The sequence below is a fragment of the Corynebacterium sp. PCR 32 genome (assembly GCF_037464985.1).
GTDB classification, from domain to species: Bacteria; Actinomycetota; Actinomycetes; order Mycobacteriales; family Mycobacteriaceae; genus Corynebacterium; species Corynebacterium kroppenstedtii_D.
Genome location: NZ_JBAHVL010000002.1, coordinates 193876 through 209763, shown reverse-complemented (window position 1 = coordinate 209763; position 15888 = coordinate 193876). Strand labels below are relative to the sequence as shown.

The 15888-nt window shown below is 55.3% G+C and carries 11 protein-coding genes; 7 read left to right on the top strand and 4 right to left on the bottom strand.

The genetic code is table 11. The features are described 5' to 3' along the window. Positions 1-38: 38 nt before the first annotated feature. The 3 genes from V5S80_RS04905 to V5S80_RS04895 all read left to right on the top strand — a co-directional run bounded on the left by V5S80_RS04905 (position 39) and on the right by V5S80_RS04895 (position 8860). Positions 39-932: a hypothetical protein gene (locus tag V5S80_RS04905; protein ID WP_395169646.1), complete on the top strand. Its 894-nt coding sequence runs from the start codon at positions 39-41 to the stop codon at positions 930-932. Positions 933-990: 58 nt separating this feature from the next. Further along, on the top strand, positions 991-4809 hold the full coding sequence (locus tag V5S80_RS04900) for an ABC transporter ATP-binding protein (RefSeq protein WP_395169693.1): 3819 nt from the start codon (positions 991-993) through the stop codon (positions 4807-4809). 148 nt (positions 4810-4957) lie between these two features. Next, complete coding sequence (locus tag V5S80_RS04895; protein ID WP_395169692.1) at positions 4958-8860, top strand: multifunctional oxoglutarate decarboxylase/oxoglutarate dehydrogenase thiamine pyrophosphate-binding subunit/dihydrolipoyllysine-residue succinyltransferase subunit; 3903 nt, start codon at positions 4958-4960, stop codon at positions 8858-8860. A gap of 112 nt (positions 8861-8972) precedes the next feature. On the opposite strand, the gene V5S80_RS04890 is transcribed toward V5S80_RS04895, so the two are convergent. Next, positions 8973-9752 (bottom strand): hypothetical protein, encoded by a 780-nt coding sequence (locus V5S80_RS04890; RefSeq protein ID WP_395169645.1) that lies wholly within the window; start codon positions 9750-9752, stop codon positions 8973-8975. A 19-nt stretch (positions 9753-9771) separates the two neighbouring features. Beyond that, positions 9772-10101: a hypothetical protein gene (locus V5S80_RS04885; protein ID WP_395169644.1), complete on the bottom strand. Its 330-nt coding sequence runs from the start codon at positions 10099-10101 to the stop codon at positions 9772-9774. 82 nt (positions 10102-10183) lie between these two features. Here V5S80_RS04885 and V5S80_RS04880 point away from each other — a divergent pair, with 82 nt between their 5' ends. Beyond that, entirely contained in the window at positions 10184-11422 is a 1239-nt protein-coding gene (locus V5S80_RS04880) for a magnesium and cobalt transport protein CorA (protein ID WP_395169643.1), read from the top strand. A 7-nt stretch (positions 11423-11429) separates the two neighbouring features. Here V5S80_RS04880 and V5S80_RS04875 read toward each other — a convergent pair whose 3' ends face one another. Continuing rightward, a complete protein-coding gene (locus tag V5S80_RS04875; RefSeq protein ID WP_395169642.1) occupies positions 11430-11951 on the bottom strand; it encodes a general stress protein in 522 nt (173 codons plus the stop codon). Positions 11952-12006: 55 nt separating this feature from the next. Here V5S80_RS04875 and V5S80_RS04870 point away from each other — a divergent pair, with 55 nt between their 5' ends. The 3 genes from V5S80_RS04870 to V5S80_RS04860 are packed head-to-tail and all read left to right on the top strand — an operon-like array spanning position 12007 to position 15192. Further along, positions 12007-13434 carry a magnesium transporter MgtE N-terminal domain-containing protein gene (locus V5S80_RS04870; protein ID WP_395169641.1) on the top strand — a complete coding sequence of 476 codons (1428 nt, stop codon included), beginning with the start codon at positions 12007-12009 and terminating at the stop codon, positions 13432-13434. Positions 13435-13455: 21 nt separating this feature from the next. Beyond that, positions 13456-14043, top strand: coding sequence for a DUF1003 domain-containing protein (locus V5S80_RS04865; protein ID WP_395169640.1), 588 nt, complete (start codon positions 13456-13458; stop codon positions 14041-14043). A gap of 12 nt (positions 14044-14055) precedes the next feature. Continuing rightward, positions 14056-15192, top strand: coding sequence for an Mrp/NBP35 family ATP-binding protein (locus V5S80_RS04860; RefSeq protein WP_395169639.1), 1137 nt, complete (start codon positions 14056-14058; stop codon positions 15190-15192). A 55-nt stretch (positions 15193-15247) separates the two neighbouring features. Here the strand turns inward: V5S80_RS04860 and V5S80_RS04855 are convergent, their stop codons facing one another. Further along, positions 15248-15820 carry a twin-arginine translocase TatA/TatE family subunit gene (locus V5S80_RS04855; protein WP_395169638.1) on the bottom strand — a complete coding sequence of 191 codons (573 nt, stop codon included), beginning with the start codon at positions 15818-15820 and terminating at the stop codon, positions 15248-15250. Positions 15821-15888: the final 68 nt, after the last annotated feature.

Here is a 15888-nt window from a genome sequence, read left to right as displayed (position 1 = left end):
CGGACACAAGAGTTCACATACCTAATAGAATTGGTTTTATGGCTTCACTACTGAGAAAGATTCCCACCACACTCAAAGACCGCCTACCCTTCACAAAGAGTTCCACAACACACGCCAACGGCAACGATCCAGCGAACCACACATCAGGATCGAACACCAGCGCAAACACGACAGACAACCCCTCACGTATCCTTGCCACGGTTGAGCGTTCCGCAAAAATACAAGTGAAACCCATCGCGCGTTATGTAGAACTCGTGAAATCCAAACATCGTGGAGAAAATCCCGCCCAGGTCCAAAAAGTTATTGATAAACATTTCCGACGCTTGGCCACGACAACTGGCATCGGTGCCGGTGCGTCTGCTGCCGTCCCCGGCGTAGGAACCATCGCGTCACTCGGGGTCTCCACGGGCGACGCATTTCTATTTCTCGAACTCACCACCTGGTACACGCTGTCATCGGCCTACCTTCGTGGAATAGACATTTCCCGTCATGATGACCGTACTGCCCTCGTGTTACTCGCAATCAATGGTTCATCGGCCAATGAAGCCATTGCGACAGTGCTCGGAAGCGGAAGTGTGTTCCGTTTGAAGTCCTTAAGCCGTCCCACCGTCGGACAGGTCAATAATCAGCTCGCGAAAATGGCATTGAAAAAGATCCGCAATCGGGCAGCAACGAGCATGGTTGCCAAGGCACTTCCACTCGGTATCGGCGCTCTCATGGGTGGGACCCTCAACAGAAAGATCGCTGGACAAGCCATTAATCATGTCAGCGAAACACTGGGTGAGCCGCCGCTTGTGTGGGCCGACAAGACGCGTGCATTGCAGCCAGGTCATCAGGGAACATCGGACGCCGCCACGGCGTTAGAATCCGCGTGGGAAAAATTAGCACGCCACGACAACAGCGACACTCACAGTGAAAACAAGAAGAACTGACGAAAACACACGAACAACGCCACTTAACGACGATCTGCGCCAACTGCTTCAGATCTGCATGATTCACCCGTATTACACATGGGGAGCACTGGCGGCCACCCTGGCCGTGACTATCGCTGAGATCATGATTCCACTCGCGACGGCACGGGCTGTCGACACCGCGACCAACCAGGCACAGCCAGCACCACTATGGTCCTGGTTAACCTCCGTGACTGCCTGGCCCCCGTTGACCGTCGTAATCATCGTCTTAGTCGTTATCGCACTCTTTCGATACGTGTTCCAATTCTCGCGACGGTATCTAGCAGGACAGATGAGTCAATGGGCTCAACACGAGCTTCGAATTCGAGTTCTCGGGAGCATCGTCCGGCTCAGTGGGAAAGGACAAGATGAGATCCGCACCGGGCACGTCGTGTCACGGTCGATTTCTGACCTCAACATGGTTCAGGGGCTCCTTGCAATGTTCCCCCTTGCTGCAGGCAGCGTCGTCAAATTTGTCATCATTCTCATTGTGATGTTTACGCTGTCATGGCAGATGTCCCTGGCGGCTGTTGTGGTCACTCCAGTCCTCGTTGTCGTTGGTTTACGGAGTAAGCGCTCCATCTTCGCCTCAACGTGGTCTGCCCAACAGCAAGCGGCGAACATAGCGACACATGTTGAACAAACGGTTACCGGAGTTCGTGTCGTCAAGGGGTTTGCCCAGGAAGAACGTGAAATCACCACGCTGGATAGGTTGGGGAGGACTCTCTACTCACTTCAGATGCGGGCAGCGCGCCAGCAAGCACGCTTCCTACCGACCCTTACAGAATTGCCAAACCTTGCGTTGGTCGCCAATGTCGCTATCGGTGGTTGGTTAGCTTTGAATGGCCACATCACCATTGGTATTTTCCTCGCTTTTTCGTCCTATTTGACGACGCTCACAGGAATTTGCCGCACAGTGTCAACCATGGCCGTCTCTATGCAGATGGGGCTCTCGTCTGTGGCCCGCGTGTTCGATGTGGTCAATCTGGAGGCCGATCCCGATCCTGCGTCTCCAGCACGCATCCCGGACGGGCCACTGGGGATCACTTTTGATGATGTCTCCTTTTCTCTTTCCGACACCACCGCAACGACGGCCTCGTCACGTTCCGATGGTCGCATTCTCGATCACTTCTCCCTCGACATCGCACCTGGAGAAACAACGGTGCTGGTCGGCCCTCCGGGCGCGGGAAAGAGTATGCTCGTCCAGTTGGCCACAGGATTCTATCCGGCATCACAAGGATCGATTCGCTTGACGACGGAACTCGCCGGGCATGGGCGTTATCAGGACATCAACACGGGCGGGTCCACACCGACACGCGTGCGCAATGGTGTCGATTCTGTCGATATCACTGATCTACGCACATGCGACCTACGCAACGCAGTGTCTGCCGTCTTTGATGAACCGTTTCTGTATTCGCGGTCGGTACGCGAGAACATTGCGCTGGCCAACCCCACGGCCACCGATGAGGAGATTATTGAGGCCGCAAAGGATGCTAGCGCTCACGATTTCATTATGGGGCTCGACGAGGGCTACGACACCATCGCTGGCGAACGCGGACTGACGTTGTCGGGTGGCCAGAGGCAGCGGATTGCGCTAGCGCGTGCTCTGGTCTCTGGTGCCCGGGTTCTTATTTTGGACGATGCGACCTCAGCGATCGACGCGACAACCGAGGCTGCCATCGTGTCCGCACTAAAAGCCCGCAAGGGGTCCGTGACTTTGTTGGTCGTCGCGCATCGGCATTCCACACTAGCGTTGGCCGATCGTATCGCACTCGTTGAGGCGGGAAGGGTTACAGCCTGTGGGACGTTGGATGACCTTCAAGAATCATGCCCAGAGTTCTCACGTCTCATGGCGCTGCCTCGAAAGAACAGTGACGCCCGTGTTCCGTGTGATGATGATCATGAACCCTCCTTGGCAACGCTGTGGCCGGCCGACCAGAATATGGATGAGCCCGGCGCTGCGATAGCTACCGGTGAGGAGTTGTCCACCTCAGGGTCTGCCTTGGCTGGTGGTAGTTTAGGTGCGGGTCTGGGACATGGGAATGCTGCTGCTGGTATGCCTGCAACGCCTGAGGTTGTGGCGATGGTAGAGAAGCTTCCGCCAGCCACCGAGCAGCCGAATGTCGATGCCCGCTCATATCGAGACGATTCCAGTCCTTTTACCGTGCGTGAGTTATTGGGCACTGTGAGGTGGTTGCTCGTCGCGATGATTGGCACGTTGTTTGTCTCGGTCGCTGCCGATGTTGTTTTTCCCTCGTTGGTTCGTCATGCCATCGATAGTGGGGTCGGCAAGAAGGACACTGGTGCGCTGGTCACGGCAACCCTGGTGGGGGTCGTCATGGTGGTGGGGGCGTGGGCGGCACGCGCCGTCAATATTATTGTGACTTCGCGTGCAGGGGAACGATTGCTCTATGGGCTTCGGTTACGGTCTTTTGCGCACGTTCACCGGCTAGGGCTGGACTATTTCGAAACGACGCGATCCGGGCGGATTATGACGCGAATGACAACTGATATTGATTCGTTGTCGAAGTTTGTGCAGGCGGGTGTGGCGCAAGCGTTCGTCTCTGCTGCAACATTGGTTGGGGTTAGCGTGATGTTGCTCGTCACTGCTCCTCAGCTAGCGTTCGTGGCGTTAATGTCGCTCCCTGTTGTCGTTGTGGCCACTATTGTCTTCCGTCGGGTGTCATCGAGGTTGTATTCGGAGGCGCGTGGCCACATTTCAACGGTGAACGCGGATTTTCAGGAGCTGGTTAACGGTATTCGCACTTCTCAGGTCTATAACCGGCAGGAGTATGAGATCGAGCGTTTTACGGCCAGTGCGCTGGGCTATCGCCGGTTGCGTATGCAGGCTCAGACCGCGGTGTCGGTCTATTTTCCTGGCATCAATGCGCTCGCGGAGTTAGCGTCTGCGGCTGTGGTGGGCGTTGGTGCTCTCATGGTGTTGCATGGCACGGTGACCCCGGGGGTGTTGGTTGCGTTCATGATCTATATGAATCTTCTCTTCGCGCCGGTTCAGCAGTTGTCTCAGGTTTTCGACATGTACCAGCAGGCTGAGGTTGGTCTTCGTCGCATTAGCGGGTTATTGGCGCAGTCAACGTCGGTTCCTGATTGTGGCCATGGAACATCGGTGTCGGGTGGCTCTGTCTCTTTTGAGGATCTCACGTTTGCGTATGCAAATGGAACGGACGTTCTTCATCACATTTCGGCGAGCATCGACGAGGGGTCGACTGTCGCGGTTGTGGGGGCGACGGGAGCAGGGAAATCGACAGTTGTGAAGCTTCTGGCCCGTTTTTATGACCCGACTGGTGGTGCTATTCGAGCTGCGGGGACAGATATTCGTGATCTGACGATGACGACATGGCGTCGGTGTTTGGGTTTCGTGCCACAGGAGTCGCATCTTTTTGCGGGCACGGTCGCGTCGAATATTGCCTATGGGGCTCCACGGGCAACACCGAATGATGTCATCGACGCGGCACGACGCATCGGGGCACTGCATGCCATTGCTGCGATCCCTGGTGGTTTCCTTGCGCCTGTCGGTGAGGATGGTCGGGGTTTATCCTCTGGACAGAGGCAACTCATTGCGCTGGCTCGCGCCGAGCTTGTGGAACCCGAGATCATGCTTCTTGACGAAGCAACCTCGACGCTGGACCCGGCGACAGAAAAGACGATTCTTTCTGTGAGTAAACGTGTGATGTCGCAACGAACGAGTGTTATCGTGGCTCACCGGTTAGCGACGGCGGCACACGCCGATCGTATTCTGGTCATGGATCAGGGTCGTATCGTGGAAACGGGGCATCACAACGAACTGATCGCTCATGGAGGAATCTATGCTGACCTGTGGAAACACTCCATCTCGTGAGACTGTGTCGCCAGTGATCTGTCAACGGGTGCCCCCTCTTGTGAAGGAAGAGCCTCACAAGGGCACCCCATTTTGGACGACAAATGGAATAAGCGGTTACTCTGTAGAGAAGTGAGTCACAATCGACGAAATGAGGCGAGCACCCGCTGTGAACAGCGATAATTCCTTCGGCCAGAACCAATGGCTGGTCGACGACATGTACCAGCAGTTCACGAAGGACCCGGAGTCAGTTGATCAAGAATGGCGCGAGTTCTTTCAGAAAAATGGCGCCACCGCTTCGTCAGCTGGCACCAAACCCTCCGGATCTCACGAAGCAACTACCACTAACACTGCTGCAAAGATGACCAAAAAATCCTCTTCCCCTTCTATGGAAGCAACAACTATTCAGGGCAAGCGTGCCGAGCACAAAGCCGCGGAAAAAGCACCGTCACAGCAAACTGTGGCGGACAAGACCGCAGATCGCACTACCTCGCATCGTGAGGGTGCGAGTGTGGACGCACACGCCATGGGTCATGTCGCGGCGCCGGCTGCGGCCAAACCCGCCCGTCACGATGCACCGAAGGTCGATAAGCACACTCAGGTTCAGCGTGAACTGAGAGCCAAGAAAGAGGCTTCATCGAAGAAGCGAGATCGTGTCGAGATTCCGGCATCCCTCCCTGAGGCTGGATCGCAGACGATCCGTGGACCCCAGAAGGCTATTGCGAAGAACATGGATATCTCGTTGGAAATCCCGACAGCAACGTCGGTTCGTGATATGCCAGCGCGGCTGATGTTTGAAAACCGCGCCATGATTAATGAGCAACTCAAGCGTACGCGCGGGGGGAAGATTTCCTTCACCCATATCATCGGATACGCAGTGGTCAAGGCCGTCATGGTCCATCCGTCGATGAATAACCGCTACGAGGTTGTGGACGGCAAACCAACGGTAGTCACCCCTGAGCATATTAACTTGGGCCTGGCAATCGACATGACCAACAAGGATGGCAGTCGCAACCTCGTTGTAGCGTCCATTCCTGCAGCGGAAACGTTATCGTTTTCTGAGTTCATCGATGCCTATCAAGATATCGTCGTGCGTGCCCGCACTGGCAAGTTGACGATGAAAGATTTCCAGGGCGTCACGATTTCCCTGACAAACCCTGGTGGTATCGGTACACGCCACTCGATCCCTCGCCTGACGAAGGGCCAGGGCACCATCATTGGCGTGGGGTCCATGGATTATCCTGCGGAATTTCAAGGTGCGTCCGAGGATCGATTGGCCGAGCTGGGCGTCGGTAAATTAGTCACGATCACGTCTACCTATGATCACCGCATCATCCAGGGGGCAGAGTCCGGTGAGTTCCTTCGCGAACTTGGCCGTCTCCTCATCAATGATGATTTCTGGGATGATATCTTCACCTCCCTGAAGATCCCCTACGTTCCCTTCCGTTGGGAACAAGATCTGCCAAATATCGGCGTCGATAAAAACACTCGCGTCATGCAGCTGATCGAAGCGTATCGTTCACGTGGTCACCTCATCGCAGATACAGATCCTCTCCAGTGGCACCAGCCCGGCATGCCCATCCCCGATCACCGCGACTTGGATTTCGCCACGCATGGTTTGACTCTCTGGGATCTAGACCGCCGCTTTCATGTAGGGGGCTTCGCCGGTCAAGAAGTTATGACCCTCCGCGAGGTACTCAGTACTTTGCGGTCGGCGTACACCCTTAAGGTGGGTTACGAATATAACCACATCTTGGATCGTGACGAACGCCTCTGGCTGCAAGACCGCATTGAAGCGGGGCAGCCCAAACCGTCGTGCGCTGAGCAGAAATATATTCTGCAGAAGCTGAACGCCGCCGAAGCTTTTGAAAACTTTCTGCAAACTAAGTACGTGGGCCAGAAGCGTTTCTCTCTGGAAGGCGCTGAGTCCCTCATCCCACTGATGGACGCTGCCATTGATACCGCTGCAGCTGAGGGACTCGACGAAGTTGTCATTGGTATGGCTCACCGTGGCCGCTTGAATGTCCTAGCGAACATCGTCGGAAAGCCGTTCTCCCAGATTTTCACCGAGTTTGAGGGCAATATCGATCCTGCGGCTCCTGGTGGCTCAGGCGATGTCAAATATCACTTGGGCGAAACCGGCCACTTTATCTCCATGTTCAACGATGGTGAAGTGGACGTCACCCTGACGGCGAATCCCTCACATCTGGAGGCCGTTAACCCTGTCGCCGAGGGCATCGCCCGCGCCAAACAGGACCTCCTGGACCGGGGCGATGAAGGTTTCACCGTCATGCCAATCTTGGTTCATGGCGATGCTGCCATGTCTGGTCTGGGCATTATGCAAGAAACCGTCAACCTGTCTCAGTTGCGTGGATACACTGTTGGCGGAACTGTTCACATTGCCGTGAATAACCAGATCGGATTCACCACAACGCCCGATTCCGGCCGGTCAAGCCACTACGCGACAGATTTGGCGAAAGCATTCGGTTGCCCAGTCTTCCACGTCAACGGAAACGATCCCGAGGCTGTTGTGTGGGTCGCCAAGCTAGCTGTTGAGTATCGCCGTCAATTCGGCAAAGACGTCTTCATTGACCTCATTTGCTACCGGCGTCGTGGACACAACGAGGCTGATGATCCGTCCATGACACAGCCGGAGATGTACCAGATCATTGACAGTAAGCCTACTGTTCGTGACCTCTACACTCGTAGCTTGGTGGGTCGTGGTGACCTGACTGAAGATGAGATTGAGATTGTGAAGCGGGACTTCCGCGAACAGCTTGAAACCGTGTTTAACGACGTCCGCGAGGCGGAAAAGGGTGGAAAACCCGCAGAACAGTCTGGCATCACATCAGCACAGACCCTCCCCCGTGGTTTGGACACGTCGATTACCGCAGAGGATCTCGCCGCCATTGGCGATGCTTTTACGCAGCCGCCCGAGGGATTCCACCTCCACCCGCGTGTCGCTCCGTTAGCAAAGAAGCGTGGCGACATGTCCCGTGATGGAAAGATCGACTGGGGCTTTGGTGAGCTCTTGGCGTTTGGATCGTTGGCTCGTGAGGGCAAGCTCGTTCGTCTCGCTGGTGAGGATTCTCGCCGTGGTACGTTCACCCAACGTCACGCGATCTACATTGACGCAGAGAATTCTGACGAATACAACCCACTGCAGGAGGTGGCTTCCGCCGGTAACAACGGTGGCCGCTTCCTGGTCTACAACTCCGCGCTCACGGAGTATGCAGGAATGGGATTTGAATACGGGTACACTGTTGGAAATCCGGATGCGGTGGTCGCGTGGGAAGCACAGTTCGGTGATTTCGCTAACGGTGCACAAACCATCATTGATGAGTATGTCTCATCTGGTGAGGCCAAGTGGGGCCAGCAGTCTGGGCTCATCCTTCTTCTCCCCCACGGCTACGAGGGAATGGGCCCCGATCATTCCTCCATGCGTATCGAGCGCTACCTCCAGTTGTGTGCGGAGGGGTCCATGACGGTGGCTCAGCCGTCTACCCCGGCGAACTACTTCCACCTGCTGCGCCGCCATGCGCTGGGTGACCTTCGCCGCCCCTTGATTGTGGCGACACCGAAATCGATGTTGCGCAACAAGATGGCGACATCGTCAGTTGAGGACTTCACCCAGGTGAAGCGTTTCCAATCTGTCATCAACGACCCGAACTTTATCGATGTCGACGGGGCCGTCACTGGTGATACGTCGAAGGTGACGAAGATTCTCCTAGTTTCAGGAAAGCTGTATTGGGATCTGGAGAAGCGCCGTCAGAAAGATGGCCGTGAGGATCTCGCCATTATCCGTCTGGAAATGCTGCACCCTGTGCCATTCCGCCGGTTGAAGAAGGCATTTGACATGTACCCGAATGTCCAGGAGATTCGTTTTTGCCAGGATGAGCCAGCCAACCAGGGCCCGTGGCCATTCCTTGCGTTGCAACTCCCGGAGCTTATCCCGGATATGCCTCCGATGACGCGGGTATCCCGTCGTGCTCAGTCTTCGACAGCGACAGGCGTGTCGAAAGTTCACCAACTTGAGCAGAAACAGCTGATCGACGAGGCGTTTGCGGATTAGAAGCACACGTCCCGTCGAGGGGCAGGGCCAGCGGGGCATGATCGTTTGGCACTGTGAGGGCCGGCCCCGGGAATAGCCATTCTAGTTATTCCCGGGGCCGGTTTGTGCATTATTAATGGTCGGTGGCGAAAGCCAGTCCTTCTGACTGAAGGTAATCTTTAGCGACCCGCGACGCTGGCGCGGACGTCGTCTTTTTATACAACTTTTCCAGATCTCGCGTGGAACCGAGATTGCCGGAAATCCACGTGAGCGAGCGTCGATCCTGGGTACTCATTGTGGGCTTGAGGTAAATCGGAACGATGTTTTGTGGAAGGGTGACATCCTCTACTGGGGTCGTAGAGCTGGCATTCCGTGTTTCTGTCTCTGAAGAGCACTGTGCGTTGGATGCCTCGGTCAGGCTGATATCGGACGGCAGTGAGTGGCCAATTTTCTCCCATACTTTTCCGATCGTGTTGCCTGGGGCCTTGCCATGCCGCACGTTGTCTTGCATGGTTGTACGAATCTTGTCGGCGGCGGAGGCGTCAAGGTACGTCAGTAAATCTCCTGCGCACACGAGAACGAGAGTGTTTCTACTCGCACGCAGTGATTCGATCGCTTCTTGGACGCTACGGTGCGAGGGCTGTGTCACGGCTTGTCTTGGCGTGGGCCGGCCGGCGTTCGTTGTATCAAAGACCCGGTCGTAGAGGGCTGCAGTAATATCGTCGTATTTTCCGACAGCTGTTGAGATGAGTACGGGATCATTGGCGGTATAGGGAAGTGGGCGAATGCCCGACGCCGTGTGTGAGTGTCGTTGTGATGGTGTGGTGGCTGGGCCATCATCGGCATTGACGTGACATGAGGCGAGCACGCATCCGGCGAGAAGAGCGACGACTATCGCTGAGCTACGCTTCATCCTCGTAATTTTTTTCATGTTAGAGCCACCACATCCACCACAACACAATTCCGATAACGATCAACGCTCCCACCGACCATAATGCCGCACCGAATCCCAGTGAATGATCTGCCCGGTGAACCATAACGATGCTGACCACGGCACTCACGGCGTGGGCTGCCACCATTTGCCCGCCATGGGTCGTCCATTCAGTCTGTGGGATCAGCTGTACCGCGATGAGAACGATGGTAGCAAGGACCATTCCTGAGGCTAACCCCGCTGCGATTCCACGCAGCACAGATACTATGGGGTTAACCTGCGTTTTCCGGTACCAGCTCCCCGTTTTTCCTACGTCATGTTGTCCGTGCATCGTCTCGAGTTTAGCTAAAGTATCCGTCACACCAACTGATGGCTAGCCTTGTGCCCGACCATTCTCGGTAGCATGTGCAAGTATGCATCGCCATGATCAGTCTTCAGGGAGGCATCCTTCTTCCGCGGCGGACCATAATCATCCGATTCCATCGGACGTGGCTGCTGATCCCGATACTCGTGCTCTCGTTCGCGCCGTGGAGCATGACGCTGTGATTAATGCCCCTGATTGGATTATTAATACTCCTGATGCCACGCATTCATCGGAGCCAGCGCATCATCCGGTAGCCAGATGTGCTGTTTTTGTCGACGGTCGAAAACTTGATGGCCCGTTCACTATTGCCTCAGCTATTGACCGTGTTCATGAGGAAAATGGCCGAGGGTCGTCGGGGGCGAGTGCAGGTCGTCGCACTGGCCGTTCACATCCGCGAGCATTTGTCTGGGTGTCATTGATCTCCCCGAGTATCGAACACATGGAGCCGATTGCGCGTCTCTTCCATCTGTATTCACTGACGGTTGAAGATATCGTCCACGGTCAACAGCGTCCCAAAATCGAGGTTTTGGATGATTACGTTTTTATCGTGGCACGCACTGTGCATTATGACCCATCTCCTGTCGATAGTACGAATGAGTTCATAGAGACGAATGAACTGCATATCATCAGGGGTCGTGATTTTGTTATCACGATTCGGCACGGGGATGTTCCTATACCCGACGGTGTTCGGCAACGCCTCGAACGATCACCGCAGTTGGCTGCGGTGGGTCCGACGTCGGTGGCATATGCCCACCTGGATTGGATTGTTGATGACTATCTGCATATCGCAGAAAAGCTAGAGGAAAAAGTAGATGCTATGGAGAACCGCGTTTTTCTGCCCGGTTCTCCGGTTCGTATCGAGCCGATCTATATGCTCAAACGCGAAAATCTTGAAATGCGGCATGCTCTCGACCCTATGACGGCAGTGCTCAAGGCCCTTCCGGTAGGGAAGGAAAAGACTGGTAAAAGCATTAGATCGTTGTATGTCGACATCCTTGATCACCATACCGTTGCTGCCGATCGGATCATTAGCTATGACGAGCGCTTGTCTACGCTTCTCGATTCTGCAGTAGCGAAGGTGTCGCTTCAGCAAAATACGGATATGAGGAAGATCTCTGCGTGGGCTGCGATGGCGGCCGTCCCCACACTCATTGCCGGTATTTATGGCATGAACTTCGATAATATGCCGGAAACACATTGGAAGTACGGGTACTTCATCGTGTTGGTTGTTATGTTGTCGGCCTGCGTCGGATTGTGGTTGATCTTCCGACGCAATAAGTGGTTGTGAACGTTGTTTATTTCCTGGTCGTCCAGTGTTTGCGGGACAGGATTTCGCGGCCACGCTGCGCTGAACGCGGTTTACTGAGGACATCGTATCTGCCGGCGACGATGTGGGTGGTGGAGGCGAAATCGCGCCGCCCTTTCATAGCACCATATGGGATGGCGACGGAGATGACACCGAAGAGGGCTCCCATTGCGACACCAAGGGCGAGAGGTCCTAGGAATTCGTTGGTAAACAGGCCGACAAGAATCCCGAAGAACACTCCCATCCATGCTCCAGAGATCGCGCCGCCGGAGAGGACTTTGCCCCATGACAGGCGCGATGTTACCCGTTCCACCTGCATTAAATTGACGCCAACAATTGTTATGTCATCGACGGGAAAATCATCGTCATCGGAAAGGGAATCGACGGCACGCTGAGCAGATTCGTAATCGTCGAAACTACCAATGGGCCATCCTTCCGGGCGTTGGGGAAGTCCTTGGGAGCCTCGTGCTCCTAGGGCGGCTCCGAGGCCTGAAGCGGTGGGTTTAGTCATACTGCCAGACTACTGAACTACGGGTATCGGGCAAACACCCAGTACACTGTCGGACGTGAGTGCCGTGAATCGAGTTTTTGCTGGTCGCCTCGCAGGAATGGTTGTCCTGGGCCCTGATGGCGAATCGATCGGTCGTGTTCGCGATATCGTCGTCACCATCCGACCTCGTGGGATGGCATCTCGAACAATTGGCCTTGTCCTGCAGGTCGCCGCGCAAAACAGGCAGATTTTTGTTCCCATGCTTCGCGTGGCCTCGATTGATCCGCGGGAGATCACTCTCGTGTCTGGTTCTGTTAATCTTCGCCCGTATCAGTCACGCGCAGGTGAGTTGCGTGTAATGTCTGAGCTGGTGGGGTCCAAGATTCACGTTGATGATCCCGAACATGAGGATTTACATGGCCGACCCGTCGACATTGCCGACGTGGAGATCGAAAAGTCCCGTACTCGTGATTGGATTATTAGCCGTATTGCGGTCTCCAAGGAGCGTAACCGTTTTGGGCGCCGCCCGCCGTTGTCGGTCGTCGAGTGGAATCATGTTCATGGTCTCTCGGTCTCCGGGGCAGGGCCAGCCGACGCGACCGCGGAGATTCTCGCGGAGTTCGATGACATGCGTCCGGCGGATATTGCACAGATGTTGCATGATCTCCCCAGTTCGACTCGTCATGATGTCGCATCGGAGCTTGATGATGCGCGTCTAGCCGATATTCTTCAGGAGCTTCCTGAGGATGAACAGATGGGGGTTCTTGAGACTTTCGATATTGAGCGTGCTGCGGATGTTTTGGAGGAAATGGATCCGGATGATGCCGCCGATTTGTTGGGAGAAATGCCTGATAATAAGGCCGATGTTCTCCTTGAGCTCATGGATCCAGAGGAGTCGGAGCCGGTCCGTCGTCTGATGAGTTTCTCTCCGGAGACCGTGGGCGGCTTGATGACCTCTGAACCGATCATTCTGACGCCACAGGCCACAGTGGCAGAAGCACTGGCTCATGCGCGTAATCCCGACTTGTCAACGTCGCTGAGTTCAATGGTGTACGTTGTGCGGCCTCCGAAGGCAACTCCCACAGGTAAGTATCTCGGGACTGTGCATATTCAGAAGCTCCTGCGTGAAGCACCATCGACACTTGTCTCCAGCATCCTTGATCCGGATCTTCCTCCGCTTTTTGCGGACGATACTCATGAAACTGCGGCGCGTTATTTCGCAACATATAACCTGGTGTGTGGCCCAGTCCTTGATGAAGATAACCATCTATTGGGCGCCGTCGCGGTGGACGACTTGTTGGATCATCTTCTGCCTGAGGGGTGGCGTGAGCAGGAAATCCGTCCCGAACCAGGCGGGGTTGACCAAGACAAACAGACTCGTTCTCACAACACACGAAGTCCTAAGGCGGGGTCCGTCATCGCACAGAAAACCGGCGAGCGGCGACGGGATCGCCAGTCCACGACAGAATCATTACCGTCGGCGGATTCTTCTCACCCGGACTAACCCACGAGAGGGGCTTATCACATGGCTGATTCGTTCACCCGAACCGACCTGGACACACCAGTCCGAGCTAAGCGTCGCTCATGGGTGTCAATGGATGGTGACGCTGTTGGGGTTGCTGCAGAAAAAGTTGCGCGTTTTCTGGGCACCGGTAAGTATTTGGGCTGGCAAACGATCATCGTGGCAGTGTGGATTATCCTCAATATCGGTGGGATGTGGTGGAATTGGGATCCTTACCCATTTATTCTTCTTAACCTGGCGTTTTCCACACAGGCTGCGTATGCTGCCCCATTGATCTTGTTGGCTCAAAATCGACAAGATGACCGTGACCGTGTCGCACTGAATGAGGATCGACGCCGTGCGGCCCAGACAAAAGCCGATACCGAGTTTTTGGCTCGTGAACTCGCAGGAGTTCGTATCGCATTGGGTGAAACTGTGACTCGTGATTATCTTCGGCATGAGCTCGAGGACCTGGCGACCATTCTTCACCGTATTGAAGGTCGACTTGATGATGCCGCTGCGGATTCCCCGGTGGATTTGGAATACATGGGTGAGGACAGCCGCCATACCCGTCCCAGTACCGGCCACCACGATTTATCTGAGTCGTCGTAGGATGGTGCCGTTATGTCATCTGAATCTACTTTCACAAAAGCCACCGTTGTCGAAGCATTGTCGCAGGTGAAGGATCCTGATATCGGTAAGCCGTTGACGGATTTGGGGATGGTGAAGTCGGTATCGATCGACGGGTCTGATGTTTCGGCAGAGATTTACCTGACCATCGCCGGTTGCCCCATGAAAAACAAACTGGTCGAGGATTCTCGGACAGCGATCGAAGCCATCGAGGGGGTAGGTCGCGTCACGGTCACCACGGATGTGATGAATGATGAGCAACGCCGTGAGTTACGGAAGAGGGCGCGCGGTGGAGCAGACGAGCCAGAGATCCCTTTCAGCAAGCCTGGTTGCACCACCCGTGTGTATGCAGTGGCATCGGGGAAAGGTGGTGTGGGTAAGTCATCCATGACGGTGAATATTGCGACAGCACTTGCTGTGAAGGGTCTGAACGTTGGGGTTCTCGATGCGGACATTTACGGCCACTCGATCCCTGGAATGTTGGGGTCCGATGACCGCCCGTACCAGGTCGATGACATGATCATGCCGCCGCAAGCGCATGGCATCAAAATGATTTCTATTGGTCATTTCATTGACGGTAACTCTCCCGTCGTGTGGCGTGGCCCGATGTTGCATCGCGCGGTTCAGCAATTCCTGGCCGACGTCTTCTGGGGTGATCTCGATGTCCTGTTGTTAGATCTCCCTCCTGGTACGGGTGATATCGCTATCGCGGTCGCACAGTTGATACCGAATGCCGAGCTTCTCATCGTGACGACACCACAGATGGCTGCCGCTGACGTTGCGGAGCGCGCTGGATCCATCTCACAACAGACCCACCAGCGCGTCGCTGGTGTCATCGAGAATATGAGTTACTTGGTCATGCCTGACGGTTCACGTCAGCAGATCTTTGGTGAGGGTGGTGGTGAGATCGTCGCCCAGCGGCTATCCCGCATCACCGGTTGTCACGTGCCGTTGATGGGCCAGGTTCCCCTTGATCCTGCGTTACGAGAAGGAGGCGACGACGGCAAGCCTCTCGCGATGTCCTCGCCAACGTCTCAGACGGGTGCTGTTCTCAACGCTATCGCTGATCAACTCATGCATCGCCGAGACTCGTTGGCAGGGAAATCGCTGGGTCTTGGTGTCGCTCCATAAGCTGCTACGGTCAGCATGTTCATGGGATGGCGGTGTACCCGACATAACGTGGTTTTTAGAGAACGTCCTCGAATCCGCTCCATGACCTGTGACCATGAGCTTGGGGCTCTCTGGGCGTGTGCCCGTCGCGGTGAGGCTCGGTCGCTGCGTGGTTCAGCTTATTTTTAGGCACAGGCCGGTCTGTTCCGGATGGCGTCAGGTCTTTCTGAGGAGTCGGTGTGGCCGGGGTGGCGTCGTTGGGAGCGGCGAAATAGTCGTGGATTGTCTGCCGCGGTGTCGTCGTCCTCGTGGTTTCTACAGGCTTGTCGATGGTGTCTTGTGTCTCGTCACGATCATGGGTGTCATCATCGAATAGGGTCTTCGCTATGAATCCCTTTGCACCCAGAGTTCGGTATGAATTGAACTGACGGAGGGGCTGGCTAAATTCTTTGATCGGTTCGCTGAATTCACGGAGGTCATCGCCAAATTCGCCATCAAGTTGTTTCCGTGCATCGGCGAGGGCGTTTTTGATGGCCAATCGGATTGCACGGATCTCCTTCATGACCCCTGGCAAGCGGTCGGGCCCGATGACAAGGAAGCCCACCACCGCAATGATGATGACTTCCATCCAACCGATACTTGAGAACACGTCAGTTATTGTACAGAGCGCGGCACATACGGCCACTGGGATCCATCAGTATTTACCCACCAAAGTGG